The organism is Pseudomonas sp. GT1P32 (assembly GCF_054897805.1).
Genome location: NZ_CM142704.1, coordinates 2,921,474 through 2,934,161 on the forward strand (window position 1 = coordinate 2,921,474; position 12,688 = coordinate 2,934,161).

General features: G+C 59.9%; 12 protein-coding genes. 8 read left to right on the top strand and 4 right to left on the bottom strand.

Features of this window, described 5'->3' with window-relative positions; translation table 11 throughout:
• Nucleotides 1-236: 236 nt before the first annotated feature.
• Nucleotides 237-1,472, top strand: a complete 1,236-nt coding sequence (locus tag ACYZUC_RS13420) for an aminotransferase class I/II-fold pyridoxal phosphate-dependent enzyme (RefSeq protein WP_461996238.1) — start codon at nt 237-239, stop codon at nt 1,470-1,472.
• A gap of 15 nt (nt 1,473-1,487) precedes the next feature.
• Nucleotides 1,488-2,606, top strand: coding sequence for an MFS transporter (locus tag ACYZUC_RS13425; protein ID WP_461996240.1), 1,119 nt, complete (start codon nt 1,488-1,490; stop codon nt 2,604-2,606).
• On the opposite strand, the gene yiaY is transcribed toward ACYZUC_RS13425, so the two are convergent.
• Nucleotides 2,603-3,751, bottom strand: coding sequence for an L-threonine dehydrogenase (gene yiaY / locus ACYZUC_RS13430; RefSeq protein WP_461996242.1), 1,149 nt, complete (start codon nt 3,749-3,751; stop codon nt 2,603-2,605). The two genes, ACYZUC_RS13425 and yiaY, sit on opposite strands and share 4 nt — an antisense overlap.
• A gap of 156 nt (nt 3,752-3,907) precedes the next feature.
• Between yiaY and ACYZUC_RS13435 the strand changes: the two genes are divergently transcribed.
• The gene (locus ACYZUC_RS13435) at nt 3,908-4,927 is read left to right on the top strand and encodes a DUF4917 family protein (protein WP_461996243.1); all 1,020 of its coding nucleotides are present in this window, start codon (nt 3,908-3,910) and stop codon (nt 4,925-4,927) included.
• Nucleotides 4,928-5,065: 138 nt separating this feature from the next.
• Here ACYZUC_RS13435 and ACYZUC_RS13440 read toward each other — a convergent pair whose 3' ends face one another.
• Entirely contained in the window at nt 5,066-5,608 is a 543-nt protein-coding gene (locus tag ACYZUC_RS13440) for a helix-turn-helix domain-containing protein (protein WP_461996244.1), read from the bottom strand.
• A gap of 158 nt (nt 5,609-5,766) precedes the next feature.
• On the opposite strand from ACYZUC_RS13440, the gene ACYZUC_RS13445 reads away from it, so the two are divergent.
• Both ACYZUC_RS13445 and ACYZUC_RS13450 read left to right on the top strand, forming a co-directional pair.
• On the top strand, nt 5,767-6,549 hold the full coding sequence (locus ACYZUC_RS13445; RefSeq protein ID WP_461996246.1) for an aldolase: 783 nt from the start codon (nt 5,767-5,769) through the stop codon (nt 6,547-6,549).
• Nucleotides 6,550-6,578: 29 nt separating this feature from the next.
• Entirely contained in the window at nt 6,579-7,466 is an 888-nt protein-coding gene (locus ACYZUC_RS13450; RefSeq protein ID WP_461996248.1) for a dihydrodipicolinate synthase family protein, read from the top strand.
• A 112-nt stretch (nt 7,467-7,578) separates the two neighbouring features.
• Here the strand turns inward: ACYZUC_RS13450 and ACYZUC_RS13455 are convergent, their stop codons facing one another.
• The gene (locus tag ACYZUC_RS13455; protein ID WP_226298757.1) at nt 7,579-7,923 is read right to left on the bottom strand and encodes a YegP family protein; all 345 of its coding nucleotides are present in this window, start codon (nt 7,921-7,923) and stop codon (nt 7,579-7,581) included.
• A gap of 166 nt (nt 7,924-8,089) precedes the next feature.
• Here ACYZUC_RS13455 and ACYZUC_RS13460 point away from each other — a divergent pair, with 166 nt between their 5' ends.
• The 3 genes from ACYZUC_RS13460 to ACYZUC_RS13470 all read left to right on the top strand — a co-directional run bounded on the left by ACYZUC_RS13460 (nt 8,090) and on the right by ACYZUC_RS13470 (nt 12,262).
• Nucleotides 8,090-8,626, top strand: a complete 537-nt coding sequence (locus tag ACYZUC_RS13460; RefSeq protein ID WP_461996250.1) for an RNA polymerase sigma factor — start codon at nt 8,090-8,092, stop codon at nt 8,624-8,626.
• Nucleotides 8,623-9,582: a FecR family protein gene (locus tag ACYZUC_RS13465; protein ID WP_461996252.1), complete on the top strand. Its 960-nt coding sequence runs from the start codon at nt 8,623-8,625 to the stop codon at nt 9,580-9,582. Before ACYZUC_RS13460 ends, ACYZUC_RS13465 begins: the two co-directional genes overlap by 4 nt.
• A 121-nt stretch (nt 9,583-9,703) precedes the next feature.
• Nucleotides 9,704-12,262 (top strand): TonB-dependent receptor, encoded by a 2,559-nt coding sequence (locus ACYZUC_RS13470; RefSeq protein WP_461996254.1) that lies wholly within the window; start codon nt 9,704-9,706, stop codon nt 12,260-12,262.
• 116 nt (nt 12,263-12,378) lie between these two features.
• Here ACYZUC_RS13470 and ACYZUC_RS13475 read toward each other — a convergent pair whose 3' ends face one another.
• Nucleotides 12,379-12,684 carry a ribbon-helix-helix domain-containing protein gene (locus ACYZUC_RS13475; RefSeq protein ID WP_090317308.1) on the bottom strand — a complete coding sequence of 102 codons (306 nt, stop codon included), beginning with the start codon at nt 12,682-12,684 and terminating at the stop codon, nt 12,379-12,381.
• Nucleotides 12,685-12,688: the final 4 nt, after the last annotated feature.

A 12,688-nucleotide genomic window follows, 5' to 3' on the forward strand; every position in this document is an offset into this window, starting at 1 on the left:
GCTCGATGGTTTGGGGGGGCTGAGTCGGGAGGATAGCCCGGTTTTTGTGCAACTCGGCAAAGCAATTGACCCACAACCTCACGAGGCATCGCCCTACACATTTATCTCTTGTAACACTCAGCTGTACCGGAAACGGCTGATTCAAAGCCCCTGACCACACGCTGTAAAGTCTGGAAACGTACACCGTTCGCTTCAAAGCGATGGATCGCTTCGCACTCAAGGAAAGAAACGCACACATGGACCAGACAGCGCACGCGGCAAACACCTTCACCAACTTTCGAAAACTCGTCTCCCTAGCCGATCACGACTGGGAAACCGCTGAAGCCGGGAAAATTGCAGGGCTTAATGTTGAGGTCAAAAGCCCAAACCAGATGGTTGATCAGTTCGGGCGTTCGTTTCACCACTTCTGTACCACGTCCTATTTAGGACTGGATCATCATCCCGCCCTGCTTGAAGGCGCCATGACTGCGTTGCGGGAAGTCGGCACGTTGCGCATTGCCAACTCAAAGAACCGCTGTAAGTTGGCCGCTTTGGAGCGGTACGAAAGCGAACTGTCGGAGTTGTTCGGGGCTACCTGCCTGAGCACCCTGTCGTGCAGCGCCGCGAGTGCAGGGATACTGCCGATGCTCGCCAGTGGCGTATTTACGCAAAACCAGCCTCCGCTGATGGCTTTCGACCGACTGGCCCATTACTCGATGAACCACTTGAAATCGGCGTGTGCGGATGAAACCCGAGTGGTGACGTGCCCGCACAACGATATGGATTTCGTCGAAGACCTGTGTAAACGACACGCCAACGTTGCGTACATCGCCGACGGTGCGTACAGCATGGGCGGAGTCGCAGACATGAACAGTCTTTTGTACCTTAAGGAACGCTATGGGCTGTTTCTCTATCTGGATGATTCCCACGCACTTTCAGCGGTTGGAACCTTCGGCGCCGGCCTCGTCCGTCCCTGGATGAACGCCCTTGATGAAGACAGCCTGATCGTCGCGTCCCTGGCCAAATCGTTTGGCGCCAGTGGTGGACTGGTGATGCTCGGCAGCGACCGACACAAGACCCTCATTCAGCGTTATGGCGGCCCCAGCAATTGGTCGCAAAGTCTGAACAGTGCAGCGATTGGTGCGGGCAGAGCGTCCATCCAGTTGCATCGCACACCGGAGTTCGCTGCATTGCAGGAAAAACTTCAGGTTAATATCCGGCTCTTTGACACGCTGATTCGAACCGCACAATGCGGCAGCAACATGGCCATTCGATTGATTCGCTGCGGTAAAGCGTCGCTGGCCAATAGCGTTGCCATCGAACTGGCGAATCACGGATTCTTTACCTCAGCCGTATTTTTTCCGGTGGTTGCACAAGGTAATGCTGCGATCAGAATCACTCTGCGTGCCGACATGGAGCCGGTGCTGATTCGCCAGTTTTGTGAACGCGTGACCGAGCTGTTGCACTCACACGCCGGAGATGTCAGCGACTGAAACCAGGGAATATTCATGAAGAGCAGCACCACCCTCCTCGTCACCTGCAGCACGGTTTTTCTCGCGCAGTTAGGCATGAGCATTTACCTGCCGGCGCTGCCGGAGATGGCTCGATATCTGTCTGCCGACGCCTCGCAGGTTTCGTGGGGACTGGCCGTGTATCTGATCGGCATGGCGCTGCCAATGTTGTTCTGGGGCAGCCTTGGTCAGCGTATAGGCCGAAAACCGGTGCTGCTGGCGGCGCTTGGTATTTATGGGGTGGGCAACCTTGCGCTGCCCTTGGGCCAGACGCTGGAATCCTTTCTCTTTTTCAGACTGGTTCAGGGCATCGGCGCCAGCGGGATTTCGGTCATGGCCCGGGTGTTGATCCGTGACAGTTTTCGTGGCGACCTGTTGGCCAAAGCGCTGTCCTGGCTTTCGATTTCTTTCGTGGTGGCGCTAGGGATCGGCCAATATCTGGGGTCGGTCATCCAGGTCGCGTTGGGCTGGCCGGCGATTTTCTACCTGCTGGGCAGTGTGAGTCTGTTGCTGGCGATGGTCGTGGCACGGGTCACGTTCCCGGTGCGGGTGGAAGACACCGTTCAGTCGTCCGCGTGGCCGAGCTATTGGCGCATTCTGCGTGATAGGGCCTTTCTGCTGCCGGCGCTCACCGGTGGGCTGGGTTATGGGGTGATCATCGCCTTCAACACCGCGGCGCCACTGATACTGCAAGGACCGTTCAACTGGTCGGCTGTGGAATACGGGCTGTTGGGCTGGCCCATCAGCGCGGGGTATTTTCTCGGGGCATTGGCGGTCAACGGTCTGGTGCTGGCCGGCAGCGCGGTGATGTTGCTGGGGAGCATCGCCGGCACTTCGATTGCGCTGTTGTTCTGGTTGCCCTACTGCGTAGCGGTGTTCGGCCAGTCGTTGAATTACCCGATCAGCCTGTCGCTGGCCAACGACGGTTCGCCGGTCGGCGGTGCCTATGCGATGGCGTTGAGCGGGTTCATCCATCAACTGATGGCTGCCGTCATTGGTGGTATCGCGAGCCTGATCGCCAGCCAGCAGGCATGGCCGTTGTCACTGTTATGCACGTTGCTGGCCCTGGGCGCGATGCTCTGCGTGATCATCGCGCCCGGCCGTAAAACCGCTTAGAACGCGCTGCGGAAAATCTCCTCAATCTGCCGCTGATCCGCTGCACGTGGGTTGGTCACGCCGCACGCGTCTTTCAAGGCGTTGCTGGCGAGCGTCGGGATGTCGTTGAGCCGGGCGCCGAGTTCACGCAACCCGGCGGGGATTTCCACATCCCTGGCCAGGCTGCGGATCGCCGTGATGGCTGCCTGCGCGCCCTCTTCCGGGCTGAAGCCGCGAATATCGGCGCCCATTGCGTGGGCCACGTCGGTCAGGCGTTCGGCGCACACCAGCGCGTTGAAGCTTTGCACATGCGGCAACAGCACGGCGTTACAAACGCCATGGGGCAAGTCGTAGAAACCACCCAACTGGTGGGCCATGGCATGCACGTAGCCAAGGGACGCATTGTTGAACGCCATGCCCGCGAGGAACTGTGCGTAAGCCATGTTTTCCCGCGCGGCCAGATCGCTGCCATCGCGCACGGCCAGGCGCAGGTTGCTGCTGATCAGCGTCATCGCCTTCAGCGCGCAGGCATCGGTGATCGGGTTGGCAGCGGTGGACACGTAGGCTTCGATGGCGTGGGTCAGCGCGTCCATGCCGGTGGCCGCGGTCAGGCTTTTGGGCATGGCGACCATCAGCGCCGGGTCGTTGACCGACAGCAGCGGCGTGACGTTGCGGTCGACGATGGCCATTTTCACGTGACGGGATTCGTCGGTGATGATGCAGAAACGCGTCATCTCACTGGCGGTGCCAGCGGTGGTGTTGATGGCGATCAACGGCAGTTGCGGCTTCTCGGATTGGTCGACGCCTTCGTAGTCACGGATCTGCCCGCCATTGGTCGCGCACAATGCGATGCCTTTGGCGCAGTCGTGGGGCGAACCACCGCCCAGCGACACCACGAAATCACAGCGACTTTCCTTGAGCAGGCCCAGCCCGCTCTCGACGTTGGCGATGCTCGGGTTGGGCTTGGCGCCGTCGAAGATGACCGAGTCGATGTCTTTCATTGCCAGCCTCTCGGCGATCATCGCAGCCACGCCCGCCTTGGCCAGCCCGGCGTCGGTGACGATCAGCGCCTTTTTAAAACCGTACTTGCCGATGGCGTCCATGGCCTCGTCGAGGCAACCAATACCCATGATGTTCACGGAGGGGATGAAAAACGTGCTGCTCATGGCGAATCTCCAGGTCTGGGCCGTATCGGCGGTTCGATCCGGCGGATACCCACAGGATCGACCCATCGGCCCGGCGTTAACTTGATCTGGCTCAAGTCCGGGTCGTGATAAAGTCGCCGCCCATCCGACCTTTTGCTTTTTGAGACGACGACCGCAATGACCGATTTCCAGGATGTCGATGCCCAGCTTGAAGACTGGAACGCCTTGCGCGCCACCGCCTCGATCAGCGGCCTGCTGGTGGGCAACGGCGCCAGCCGCGCGGTCTGGGACGATTTCGGCTACGACTCGCTGTTCGAAAACGCCCGTACCGTCGAAGAAAAACCCCTGAGCCAGTCCGAGCTCAGCGTGTTCGACGCAATGCAAACGCGCAGTTTCGAGCAGGTGCTGGGTGCGCTGAAAACCACCAGCCGGGTGAACAAGGCCCTGGCCGTCAGCTCCGCCGCGCCGCGCAATCGCTACTACGCGATCAAGGAAGCGCTGATCAACACCGTGCACGCGGTGCACATCCCGTGGCGACTGGTGGTGCCTTCGACATTGGCGACGATCAATCAGGAACTGGGCCGTTACCGGACGGTGTTCACCACCAATTACGACTTGCTCAACTACTGGGCAATCCAGCACCAGCCGAATGCGATCACCGACCTGTTCCAGGGTGCCGAGCCGGGGTTTGATTTGAGCGCCACGGCGACCGATAAAACCCGTCTGCTGTACCTGCACGGCGGTTTGCATCTGGTGCGCAATCAGGACGGCACGGCGCGCAAACTGATGTCGACCGAAGGCACGCTGCTGGGCAGTTTTGCGATCAACAACACGATCAAGACGCTGGATGACGTGCCGCTGTTTGTGAACGAAGGGCCGAGCGCAGACAAGCTCAAGACCATCCGCAGCTCGGATTATTTGTCGTTTTGCTATGACCAGTTATTGGGGCATGCGGAAGGGTTGTGCGTCTTCGGGCATGCGCTGGGCGAGCAGGACAGCCACATCATTCATGCGCTGCGCCAGGCGAAACCCAAGGTGGTGGCGATTTCGATTTATCCGCGCAGCAAGGCGTTTATCCAGCATCAGAAGCGGCATTACGCGAAGGTGTTTGAGGGGACCGGATCGGAGCTGCGGTTTTTTGATTCGAAGACGCATGCGTTGGGCAGCCCGAAGCTGACCGTTCCCGTCGAGGTCTAACAACGGTCCTGTAGGAGCCAGCTTGCTGGCGATGGCGGTGGGTCAGTCAACATCTGCATTGGCTGACCGTACGCCATCGCCAGCAAGCTGGCTCCTACAGGGGGCCGCGGTGTTTGCGAAAGTGCCGACTTATGCAGCTCACTCCTCAGCGCTATGCACCACCACCAGCAACTGCGCCTGAACCTCGCCCACCGAGCGGATCCGGTGCGGTTTCTGCGCATTGAAGTGCAGCGCATCACCGCGTTCGAGCAGCACGCGCTCGTTCATGAAGTCCACTTCCACCTGCCCTTCGTGGACAAACAGAAACTCCTCCCCCAAGTGTTCCTTGAAGGTTTTGTCCGCGAATTCGAACGGCGGATAAATGATGAACGGCAGCAGACTGCGCTCACTCACCTGATGCGCCAGCACCGCATAGCCGAGGCTCTCATCATTGGCCGCCAGCGACTGACGCTCATGGCTGCGCACCAGGCTGTAGCTGTCGAGGCTGACGCTGTCTTCGGAGAACAATTCCTCGACCTTGACATTCAGCGCCTTGGCCAGCTTCAGCGCAGCCGCGATGGACGGCGTATTCAACCCGCGCTCGACTTTCGACAGATAGCTCTTGGTCATCCCGGATTTTTCAGCCAGGGCCTCAAGCGTCACGCCCAATTTTTTTCTCAGTAATTTCAAACGGATAGACATGCAGAACGATTAATCCATCGAGGAGGCAACGATTCATCCTTGCCAATGACACAAAGTGTCATATAGCATCATTTGTGTCATTTGCATTCACCAAGGCCTTGCGAGCAACGAGTGAACGGCAAATCCGACGTCCATTGAACCACCCAAAGGACACCGATATGGCCAAGACCTTAGCATTACCCAAAGAGCAACTGGTCAAGCAAGCGCTGACCCAGATGCAAAATACCCTGGCAGATAATACGTGGACCGACCGGCAAAAGCTGGCCCTGACCTGCCGCATTCTGTTCGAGAACGGCCACGACTCCGGCCTGGCCGGGCAGATCACCGCCCGTGGCCCGCAGCCCGGCACTTACTACACTCAACAACTGGGCCTGGGTTTCGACGAAATCACCGCCAGCAACCTGCTGCTGGTCAACGAAGACCTGGAAGTGCTTGAAGGTCACGGCATGCCCAACCCGGCCAACCGTTTCCACAGTTGGGTGTACCGCGCCCGACCGGACGTGAACTGCATCATTCACACGCACCCGACGCACGTCGCGGCGCTGTCGATGCTCGAAGTGCCGCTGCAGATTTCCCACATGGACCTCTGCCCGCTCTACGACGATTGCGCGTTTCTCGAAGGCTGGCCGGGTGTGCCGGTCGGTAACGAAGAAGGCGAACTGATTGCCGGCGCCCTCGGCGACAAGCGTGCGGTCCTGCTCTCTCACCATGGCCAGTTGTCCACCGGCACGACCATCGAGGAAGCCTGCGTGATCGCGCAACTGATCGAGCGCGCCGCGAAGCTGCAACTGTTGGCCATGAGCGCCGGGACCATCAAACCGATCATTCCGGAACTGGGCCGTGAAGCCCATGACTGGATCTCGAAACCCAAGCGCCATGGCGCTGCGTTCAACTACTACGCTCGGCAAAACCTGCGCCAACACGCCGATTGCCTGAACTGAACCCACGCATTTTCAAGAGGAGCGTCGCCATGTCGACCCCAACGATTCACGGCATCATCGGCTACACCATCACCCCGTTCACCGCCAATGGCGAAGGCGTTGATCTCGACGCGCTCGGACGTTCCATCGACCGTCTGATCGACGACGGCGTCCACTCGATCGCGCCGCTGGGCAGCACCGGCGAAGGCGCTTACCTGAGCGACGCGGAGTGGGACCAGGTCAGCGAGTTCAGCATCAAGCACGTGGCCAAACGGGTGCCGACCATCGTCAGCGTATCCGACCTGACCACCGCCAAAGCCGTACGCCGCGCACGTTTCGCCGAAGCCCATGGCGCCGACGTGGTGATGGTCTTGCCGACGTCTTACTGGAAACTCAGCGAAGCGGAAATCCTCGCCCATTACCGCGCCATCGGTGACAGCATCGGCGTACCGATCATGCTCTACAACAACCCGGCCACCAGCGGCACGGACATGTCGGTCGACCTGATCCTGCGCATCGTCAACGCCGTGGACAACGTAACCATGGTCAAGGAGAGCACCGGCGACATCCAGCGCATGCACCAACTGCAACGGCTCGGCGAAGGTCAGGTGCCGTTCTACAACGGCTGTAATCCGCTGGCTTTGGAGGCGTTTGCCGCCGGGGCGAAAGGCTGGTGCACGGCGGCGCCGAACCTGATTGCGCAGCTCAATCTTGATTTGTATGAAGCTGTATTGGCCAATGATTTGAGCAAGGCGCGTGAACTGTTCTATCGCCAGTTGCCGTTGCTGGACTTCATTTTGAAGGGTGGCTTGCCGGCAACGATCAAGGCCGGCTTGCGTGCGACCGGGTTGGAAGTGGGCGATCCACGGTTGCCGGTGTTTCCTCTCGGTGAGGCTGGGCGGAGTCAGTTGCAAGGCTTGTTGAACGCGTTGCGTTGATCACCAAACCCTGTAGGAGCCAGCTTGCTGGCGATGGTGTGTCAGTCGACACCTGTGTAGCTGACACACCATCGCCGGCAAGCCGGCTCCTACAAGGGTTTTGTGTGGTTTTTTAGAGCACCGGTAGGGTCTTGTCCTTGATCACCGTGGTCGGGCCGTTGGCCTTCACGCTGGCGATGCCTTTTTCCCGCGCAGCCTCGGAAGAATAGGCCTCGCTGCTGCCGATAATCTCGTGGTTGGCGGCCTTGAGGTTGAAATACGGATGGCCATCCTTGGTGGTCTTTTTCTCGTAGCGCTCATCCAGCGGGCTATTCTTCTGCACTGAGGCGATGCCGTTTTCGGCGGCGCTGCGAGTGGTGTAGTGCTCGCTGTTCAGAATGGTTTCGGCATTCGCCGCTTTCAGCACGAAGCGAAACTGGCCGTTGCTGGTTTTGCTCAACTCATACCATCCAGACATGATGCTGCTCCTGTAGACCGTTCAACGAAAGTTGCCTGACAGTAAAGACCGTCTGCACGGTTTAGCCACTGTCGAACAAAATCCCGCATTTGCCACAAGACAAATAGTAATAATTCTCGATATCATTCGCGACTTTCTGCACTGCGCGTCGTCAAGAAGGATATCCATGCCTCGCCTCACGCCCGACCCGTTGTCGGCTGATTTCTTTCGCCGGTTCTACGGGGACATCCTGCATTACCTGCGCAAACGCACGGATAACCCCAGCGACGCGGCGGACATGACGCAGGACGTCTTCACCCAATGGCTGGATTACAACGACCGGGCCAAGGTCGAGCAGCCGCGGGCGTTCCTGTTTCAAATGGCGCGCAACCTGCTGCGTGATCACTGGCGTCGGCAGAAGGTGCGCAACCTCGTGCACCCAAGTCACGACACCGAGCCGGAACCCGTCTCTGACGACCATCATGACCCGATGGCCGGAGCCCAACGCATGCAACGTCTGGAACAGCTTAAAAGTGTGCTCGCCGAACTCTCGCCACGTCGCCGCGAAGCCCTTATGCTGCACCGCTTCGAAGGCCTGAGTCAGGCGCAGATTGCCGAGCGCATGGGCATTTCCCTGAGCATGGTGGAAAAACACATCGCCATCGCCCTGCTGCATTGCAAGCAACGCCTGGATCACGACAACGGCATGGAGCAGCCAGAATGAACGGCCCTCACGACATTGACAGCGACCTGCCGGATGACAGCATCGAGGCCCAGGCGGCCGTGTGGTTTGTGCGCAACCGCGAAGATCACAGCGATGCTCATCGCAAGGCGTTCGAACAGTGGCTGAGCGTGCCCGAGCAGGCCAAGGCTTACCACGCCTTCGAACACCTGTGGACCGACCTGGCCGAACTCCGGGAACTGAACAAACCGCTGCCCCTCACTCCGCGCCGTAAATCCAATGCCTGGCGTCCGTCCCTGGCCGTCGCGGCGGCGCTGGTGTGTGCCGTGCTGGCGTTCAGCCTCGGCACGCCCCGCGGTGTCTATCAGCAACAGATTGCCGCCCAGTCCCAAGGCGCGCGGACGTTCAACCTGCCGGACGGCAGCACCTTGTCGGTCAATGCCAATACGCGGCTGCGCATTGATTTCACTGGCCAGCAACGTCAGCTCTATCTCGAACAGGGCCAGCTCTATCTCGACGTCGCCCCCGACAAGGAGCGCCCGCTGTGGGTGCATGCGGGCGATGCCACGGTGCGCGTGGTCGGCACCGGTTTCGATGTGCGGCGCGGCGAAAAGCAACTGGTGGTGAGTGTCGCCCATGGCCAGGTCGCGTTTGCCCCGAGCAGCAAGACGCAAGTGATGCTCGGCGCCCAACAGCAAGCCACGGTTGACCTCGCCAGCGGCGCCCTGCAACAGCAGACCCTGGCCGACGGGCAAGTGGCCGACTGGCGCAGCGGGCACCTGGCGTTTCGCAATCGGGAACTGGCGAGCCTGGTCGACGAGTTGAACCTGTATCGCGCCCGCCCGGTACTGCTGGCCGATCCGAAACTGGGGCGGTTCAAGGTGTCCGGCAACCTCGATGTCACTGATCCCGATGCGCTGCTCAACGCCCTGCCAGCGCTGATCCCGGTGAAAACCGTCGCCCTCGCTGACGGCCAGTTGCGCATCGAAGCACGTTGAAACATCTCACATGAGAATATTTTTCATTCGCATGTGAGGTTTTTTTTGGCTGCCGCGTCTTCCTCCGGTCTGCGTTCCTTACGCACACCTTTTTGGCCTTTTAGCCGCCCCGGGGGATTCAATGTTTCGCGTGTCTTCGCCTTATCCGCTCACCTGCCTTCGACCGACCCTGCTCGCCGCATGCCTGGCGCTCAGCCTGCAAGCCCATGCCGAGTCGATCAACCTGCATCTGCCGGCGCAACCGCTGGCCACATCGCTGAGCCAGATTGCCCAGCAGGCGAAGATTCAGTTGCTGTTCGACGAGGCGCAGTTGCGCAACCTCAAGGCGCCGGCCCTCGATGGCGACTTCAGCGCGGAAGCGGCGATACGCCAATTGCTCGACAACAGCCCGTTCAGTCTGATCAAGGTCAATCAGACTTACGTGGTGCGCCCGGCCGAGCCGGTTACCAGCAGCAGCGAAGGGATTCAGCTCGACGCCTTGAGCGTGATCGGCAGCGGCACCGAGGTCGATTCCAGCACTGTCGGCCGCTCGACCCTGACCCAAACCGATATCGATCGGCGCCAACCGAGCAACATTCCCAGCCTGCTGGCGACCTTGCCCGGCGTGAGCATGGGCGGTTCGATGAAACCCGGCGGCCAGACCATCAACATCTGGGGCCTGGGCGATGCCGAGGACGTACCGCTGACGGTGGACGGCGCGACCAAAAGCGGCTTCGAGCGCTACCAGCAAGGCACGGTGTTCATCGAGCCGGAGCTGATCAAGCGCATTGAAGTGGAAAAAGGCCCGCACTCGGTGTTCACCGGCAACGGTGGTTTCGGCGGCACCGTGCACATGGAAACCAAGAACGCCCCGGACTTGCTTCAGGACGGGCGCAACAGCGGCGCCATGGTCAAATACGGTTACGCCAGCAACGACCATCAACAAATCTACAGCTCGGCGCTGTTCGGTCGCACCGACGATGGCCGTGCCGACGCCTTGTTGTACCTGACCAAGCGCGATGGCGACGACATGAAGCTGGCGGGCACCACCCCAGATCCGGAAAACCGCTTCCCGATCAACCCCAAGCGCCTGCCCAACAGCGCCCAGGATCTGGACGGCCAACTGTTCAAACTCAACCTGCGCCTCAACGATGAGCACAGTGTCGGCCTGTCGTACTCGCACTCCGAAAGCGAACGCTGGACACCCTTTTCCTCGACCAGTTACCCGACCCCGCCGACCAGTCAAAACATCAAGCAATACGGCTACAAAAATGCCCTGAAACGTTTTCTGGCCAATCGCGAAACCATCGATACTACCTGGTCGACCAAGTACCGCTACCAGCCGCTGGAGAACCGCTTGGTCGACCTCGAGCTGACTTACTCGGAATCCCACACCGACCAGACCGACGAGCGCGATGCCACGGCGTTTTTCCAGACGTCCACCGGCGGACGCAAGATGGAAACCGCCTACAAGGACCGCATCGTCGAGTTGCGCAACATCAGCCTCTTCGACACCGGCGACCTGGCCCACGCAGTCACCAGCGGTGTGGAAATCCGCAAGCACAGCCGCGACACCGAAATGTGGATGCCGGGCAAGACCTACGAAGTGGCGAGTTACAACTACGGCTATTTCCAGCCCAGCTTCATGCCCCAAGGCAAGGTCGACACCAACAGCGCCTATTTGAAGGACGCCATCACTTTGGGCGACTTCACCCTCACGCCGTCCCTGCGCTACGACCATGTGCGCAACCGTGGCGAGGAAAACGAAGCGTCGGTCTACACCAACCCGAACCCGTCGTTCGGCCACGATTACAGCAACCAGACCTACGCCGGCTGGTCGCCGCGCCTGTCGGCGTTCTGGAGGGTCACGCCCAATGTCGGGTTCTTTGTCGACTACAGCAAAACCTGGCGCGCACCGGTCATCGACGAGCAGTACGAAGTCCAGGGTACTGGCAGCCGCACCGCCACCAGCGTCGACCTCGACCGGGAACGCATCACCGGTTGGCGTGCCGGTAACATCAGCAGCTTCTCCAACGTGTTCGCCGACCACGACAGCGTGCAGATTCGCACCACGCTGATGCGCAACAAGATCGACGACGAAATTTTCAAGGCCACCGGTGTCGGCTGCGAAAACCAGGCGATCAAGGGCGGCACCATCGCCACAGACTGCAAGGGCTCTGGCCCGATGGGCAATTACCGCAACATTGGCGGGCTGACCATCAAAGGCTTTGAAGTGGAAAGCTTCTACGATTCCACCTACCTGTTTGGCTCGCTGTCCTATGCGTGGTTCACCGGCAAACACGAAGGGGCGTACACCAACCCGTGGGGACCGGACGTTTGGGCACGGGACATTCCGCCAGCGAAATGGAATGCCACGCTGGGTGTGAAAATCCCGAGTTGGGATGCCCAGGTTGGCTGGCAGGGCGAGTTCGTACGCAAGACCGACCGCCTGCCGAGCGACAAATACGGTGCCAGCAAAAACAGTGTGGGGGACGCGTTCTACAACCAGTTCGCCAACGAGCGCTACAACGTTCAGGGGTTGTTCGCCAACTGGAAACCGCAACAGGCTTACCTGAAAGGTACCGAGGTCAATCTGACGGTCGACAACCTGTTCAACGAAAACTACCGGCCGGCGCTGAGCGGTGATCGTGCGTGGAGCCAGGGGCGCAATGCCAAGGTGAGCGTGACGCGGTTCTTCTGATCCTGTTTTTTGTAATGCCTGATCTGACGCCTTCGCGGGCAAGCCTCGCTCCTACGGTGGTATGCGATCCCCTGTAGGAGCGAGGCTTGCCCGCGAATGGGGCGACGCGGTCCAAGTTATTTCACAGCGGTTCGCACCACCGACAGCTCCGGAGCAGCCACCCGCCGTTGCGACAAATACCGCGTACAACTCACCCGCAAGAACGAAGCAAAGTTCACCACTTCCCCGCGGTAATCCATCACCTCTTCATACAGCTTGGCGATCAACTGGTTGGTGGTCATGCCGTCGACCTCGGCGATTTCGCTGAGGATGTCCCAGAACTGATTCTCCAGCCGCAGGGTGGTGACCACCCCGCAGATGCGCAGCGAGCGGGAGCGCGATTCATAGAGGATCGGGTCGGCCTTGACGTAGAGCTCGCACATGAAA

Bases quoted from the DNA above. Each gene is read 5' to 3' on its own strand.
- ACYZUC_RS13475 (WP_090317308.1), bottom strand. From the start codon at position 12,684: ATGTGCGAGCTCTACGTCAAGGCCGACCCGATCCTCTATGAATCGCGC.
- ACYZUC_RS13420 (WP_461996238.1), top strand. From the start codon at position 237: ATGGACCAGACAGCGCACGCGGCAAACACCTTCACCAACTTTCGAAAA.
- ACYZUC_RS13435 (WP_461996243.1), top strand. From the start codon at position 3,908: ATGACCGATTTCCAGGATGTCGATGCCCAGCTTGAAGACTGGAACGCC.
- ACYZUC_RS13450 (WP_461996248.1), top strand. From the start codon at position 6,579: ATGTCGACCCCAACGATTCACGGCATCATCGGCTACACCATCACCCCG.
- yiaY (WP_461996242.1), bottom strand. From the start codon at position 3,751: ATGAGCAGCACGTTTTTCATCCCCTCCGTGAACATCATGGGTATTGGT.
- ACYZUC_RS13455 (WP_226298757.1), bottom strand. From the start codon at position 7,923: ATGTCTGGATGGTATGAGTTGAGCAAAACCAGCAACGGCCAGTTTCGC.
- ACYZUC_RS13440 (WP_461996244.1), bottom strand. From the start codon at position 5,608: ATGTCTATCCGTTTGAAATTACTGAGAAAAAAATTGGGCGTGACGCTT.
- ACYZUC_RS13465 (WP_461996252.1), top strand. From the start codon at position 8,623: ATGAACGGCCCTCACGACATTGACAGCGACCTGCCGGATGACAGCATC.
- ACYZUC_RS13425 (WP_461996240.1), top strand. From the start codon at position 1,488: ATGAAGAGCAGCACCACCCTCCTCGTCACCTGCAGCACGGTTTTTCTC.
- ACYZUC_RS13445 (WP_461996246.1), top strand. From the start codon at position 5,767: ATGGCCAAGACCTTAGCATTACCCAAAGAGCAACTGGTCAAGCAAGCG.
- ACYZUC_RS13470 (WP_461996254.1), top strand. From the start codon at position 9,704: ATGTTTCGCGTGTCTTCGCCTTATCCGCTCACCTGCCTTCGACCGACC.
- ACYZUC_RS13460 (WP_461996250.1), top strand. From the start codon at position 8,090: ATGCCTCGCCTCACGCCCGACCCGTTGTCGGCTGATTTCTTTCGCCGG.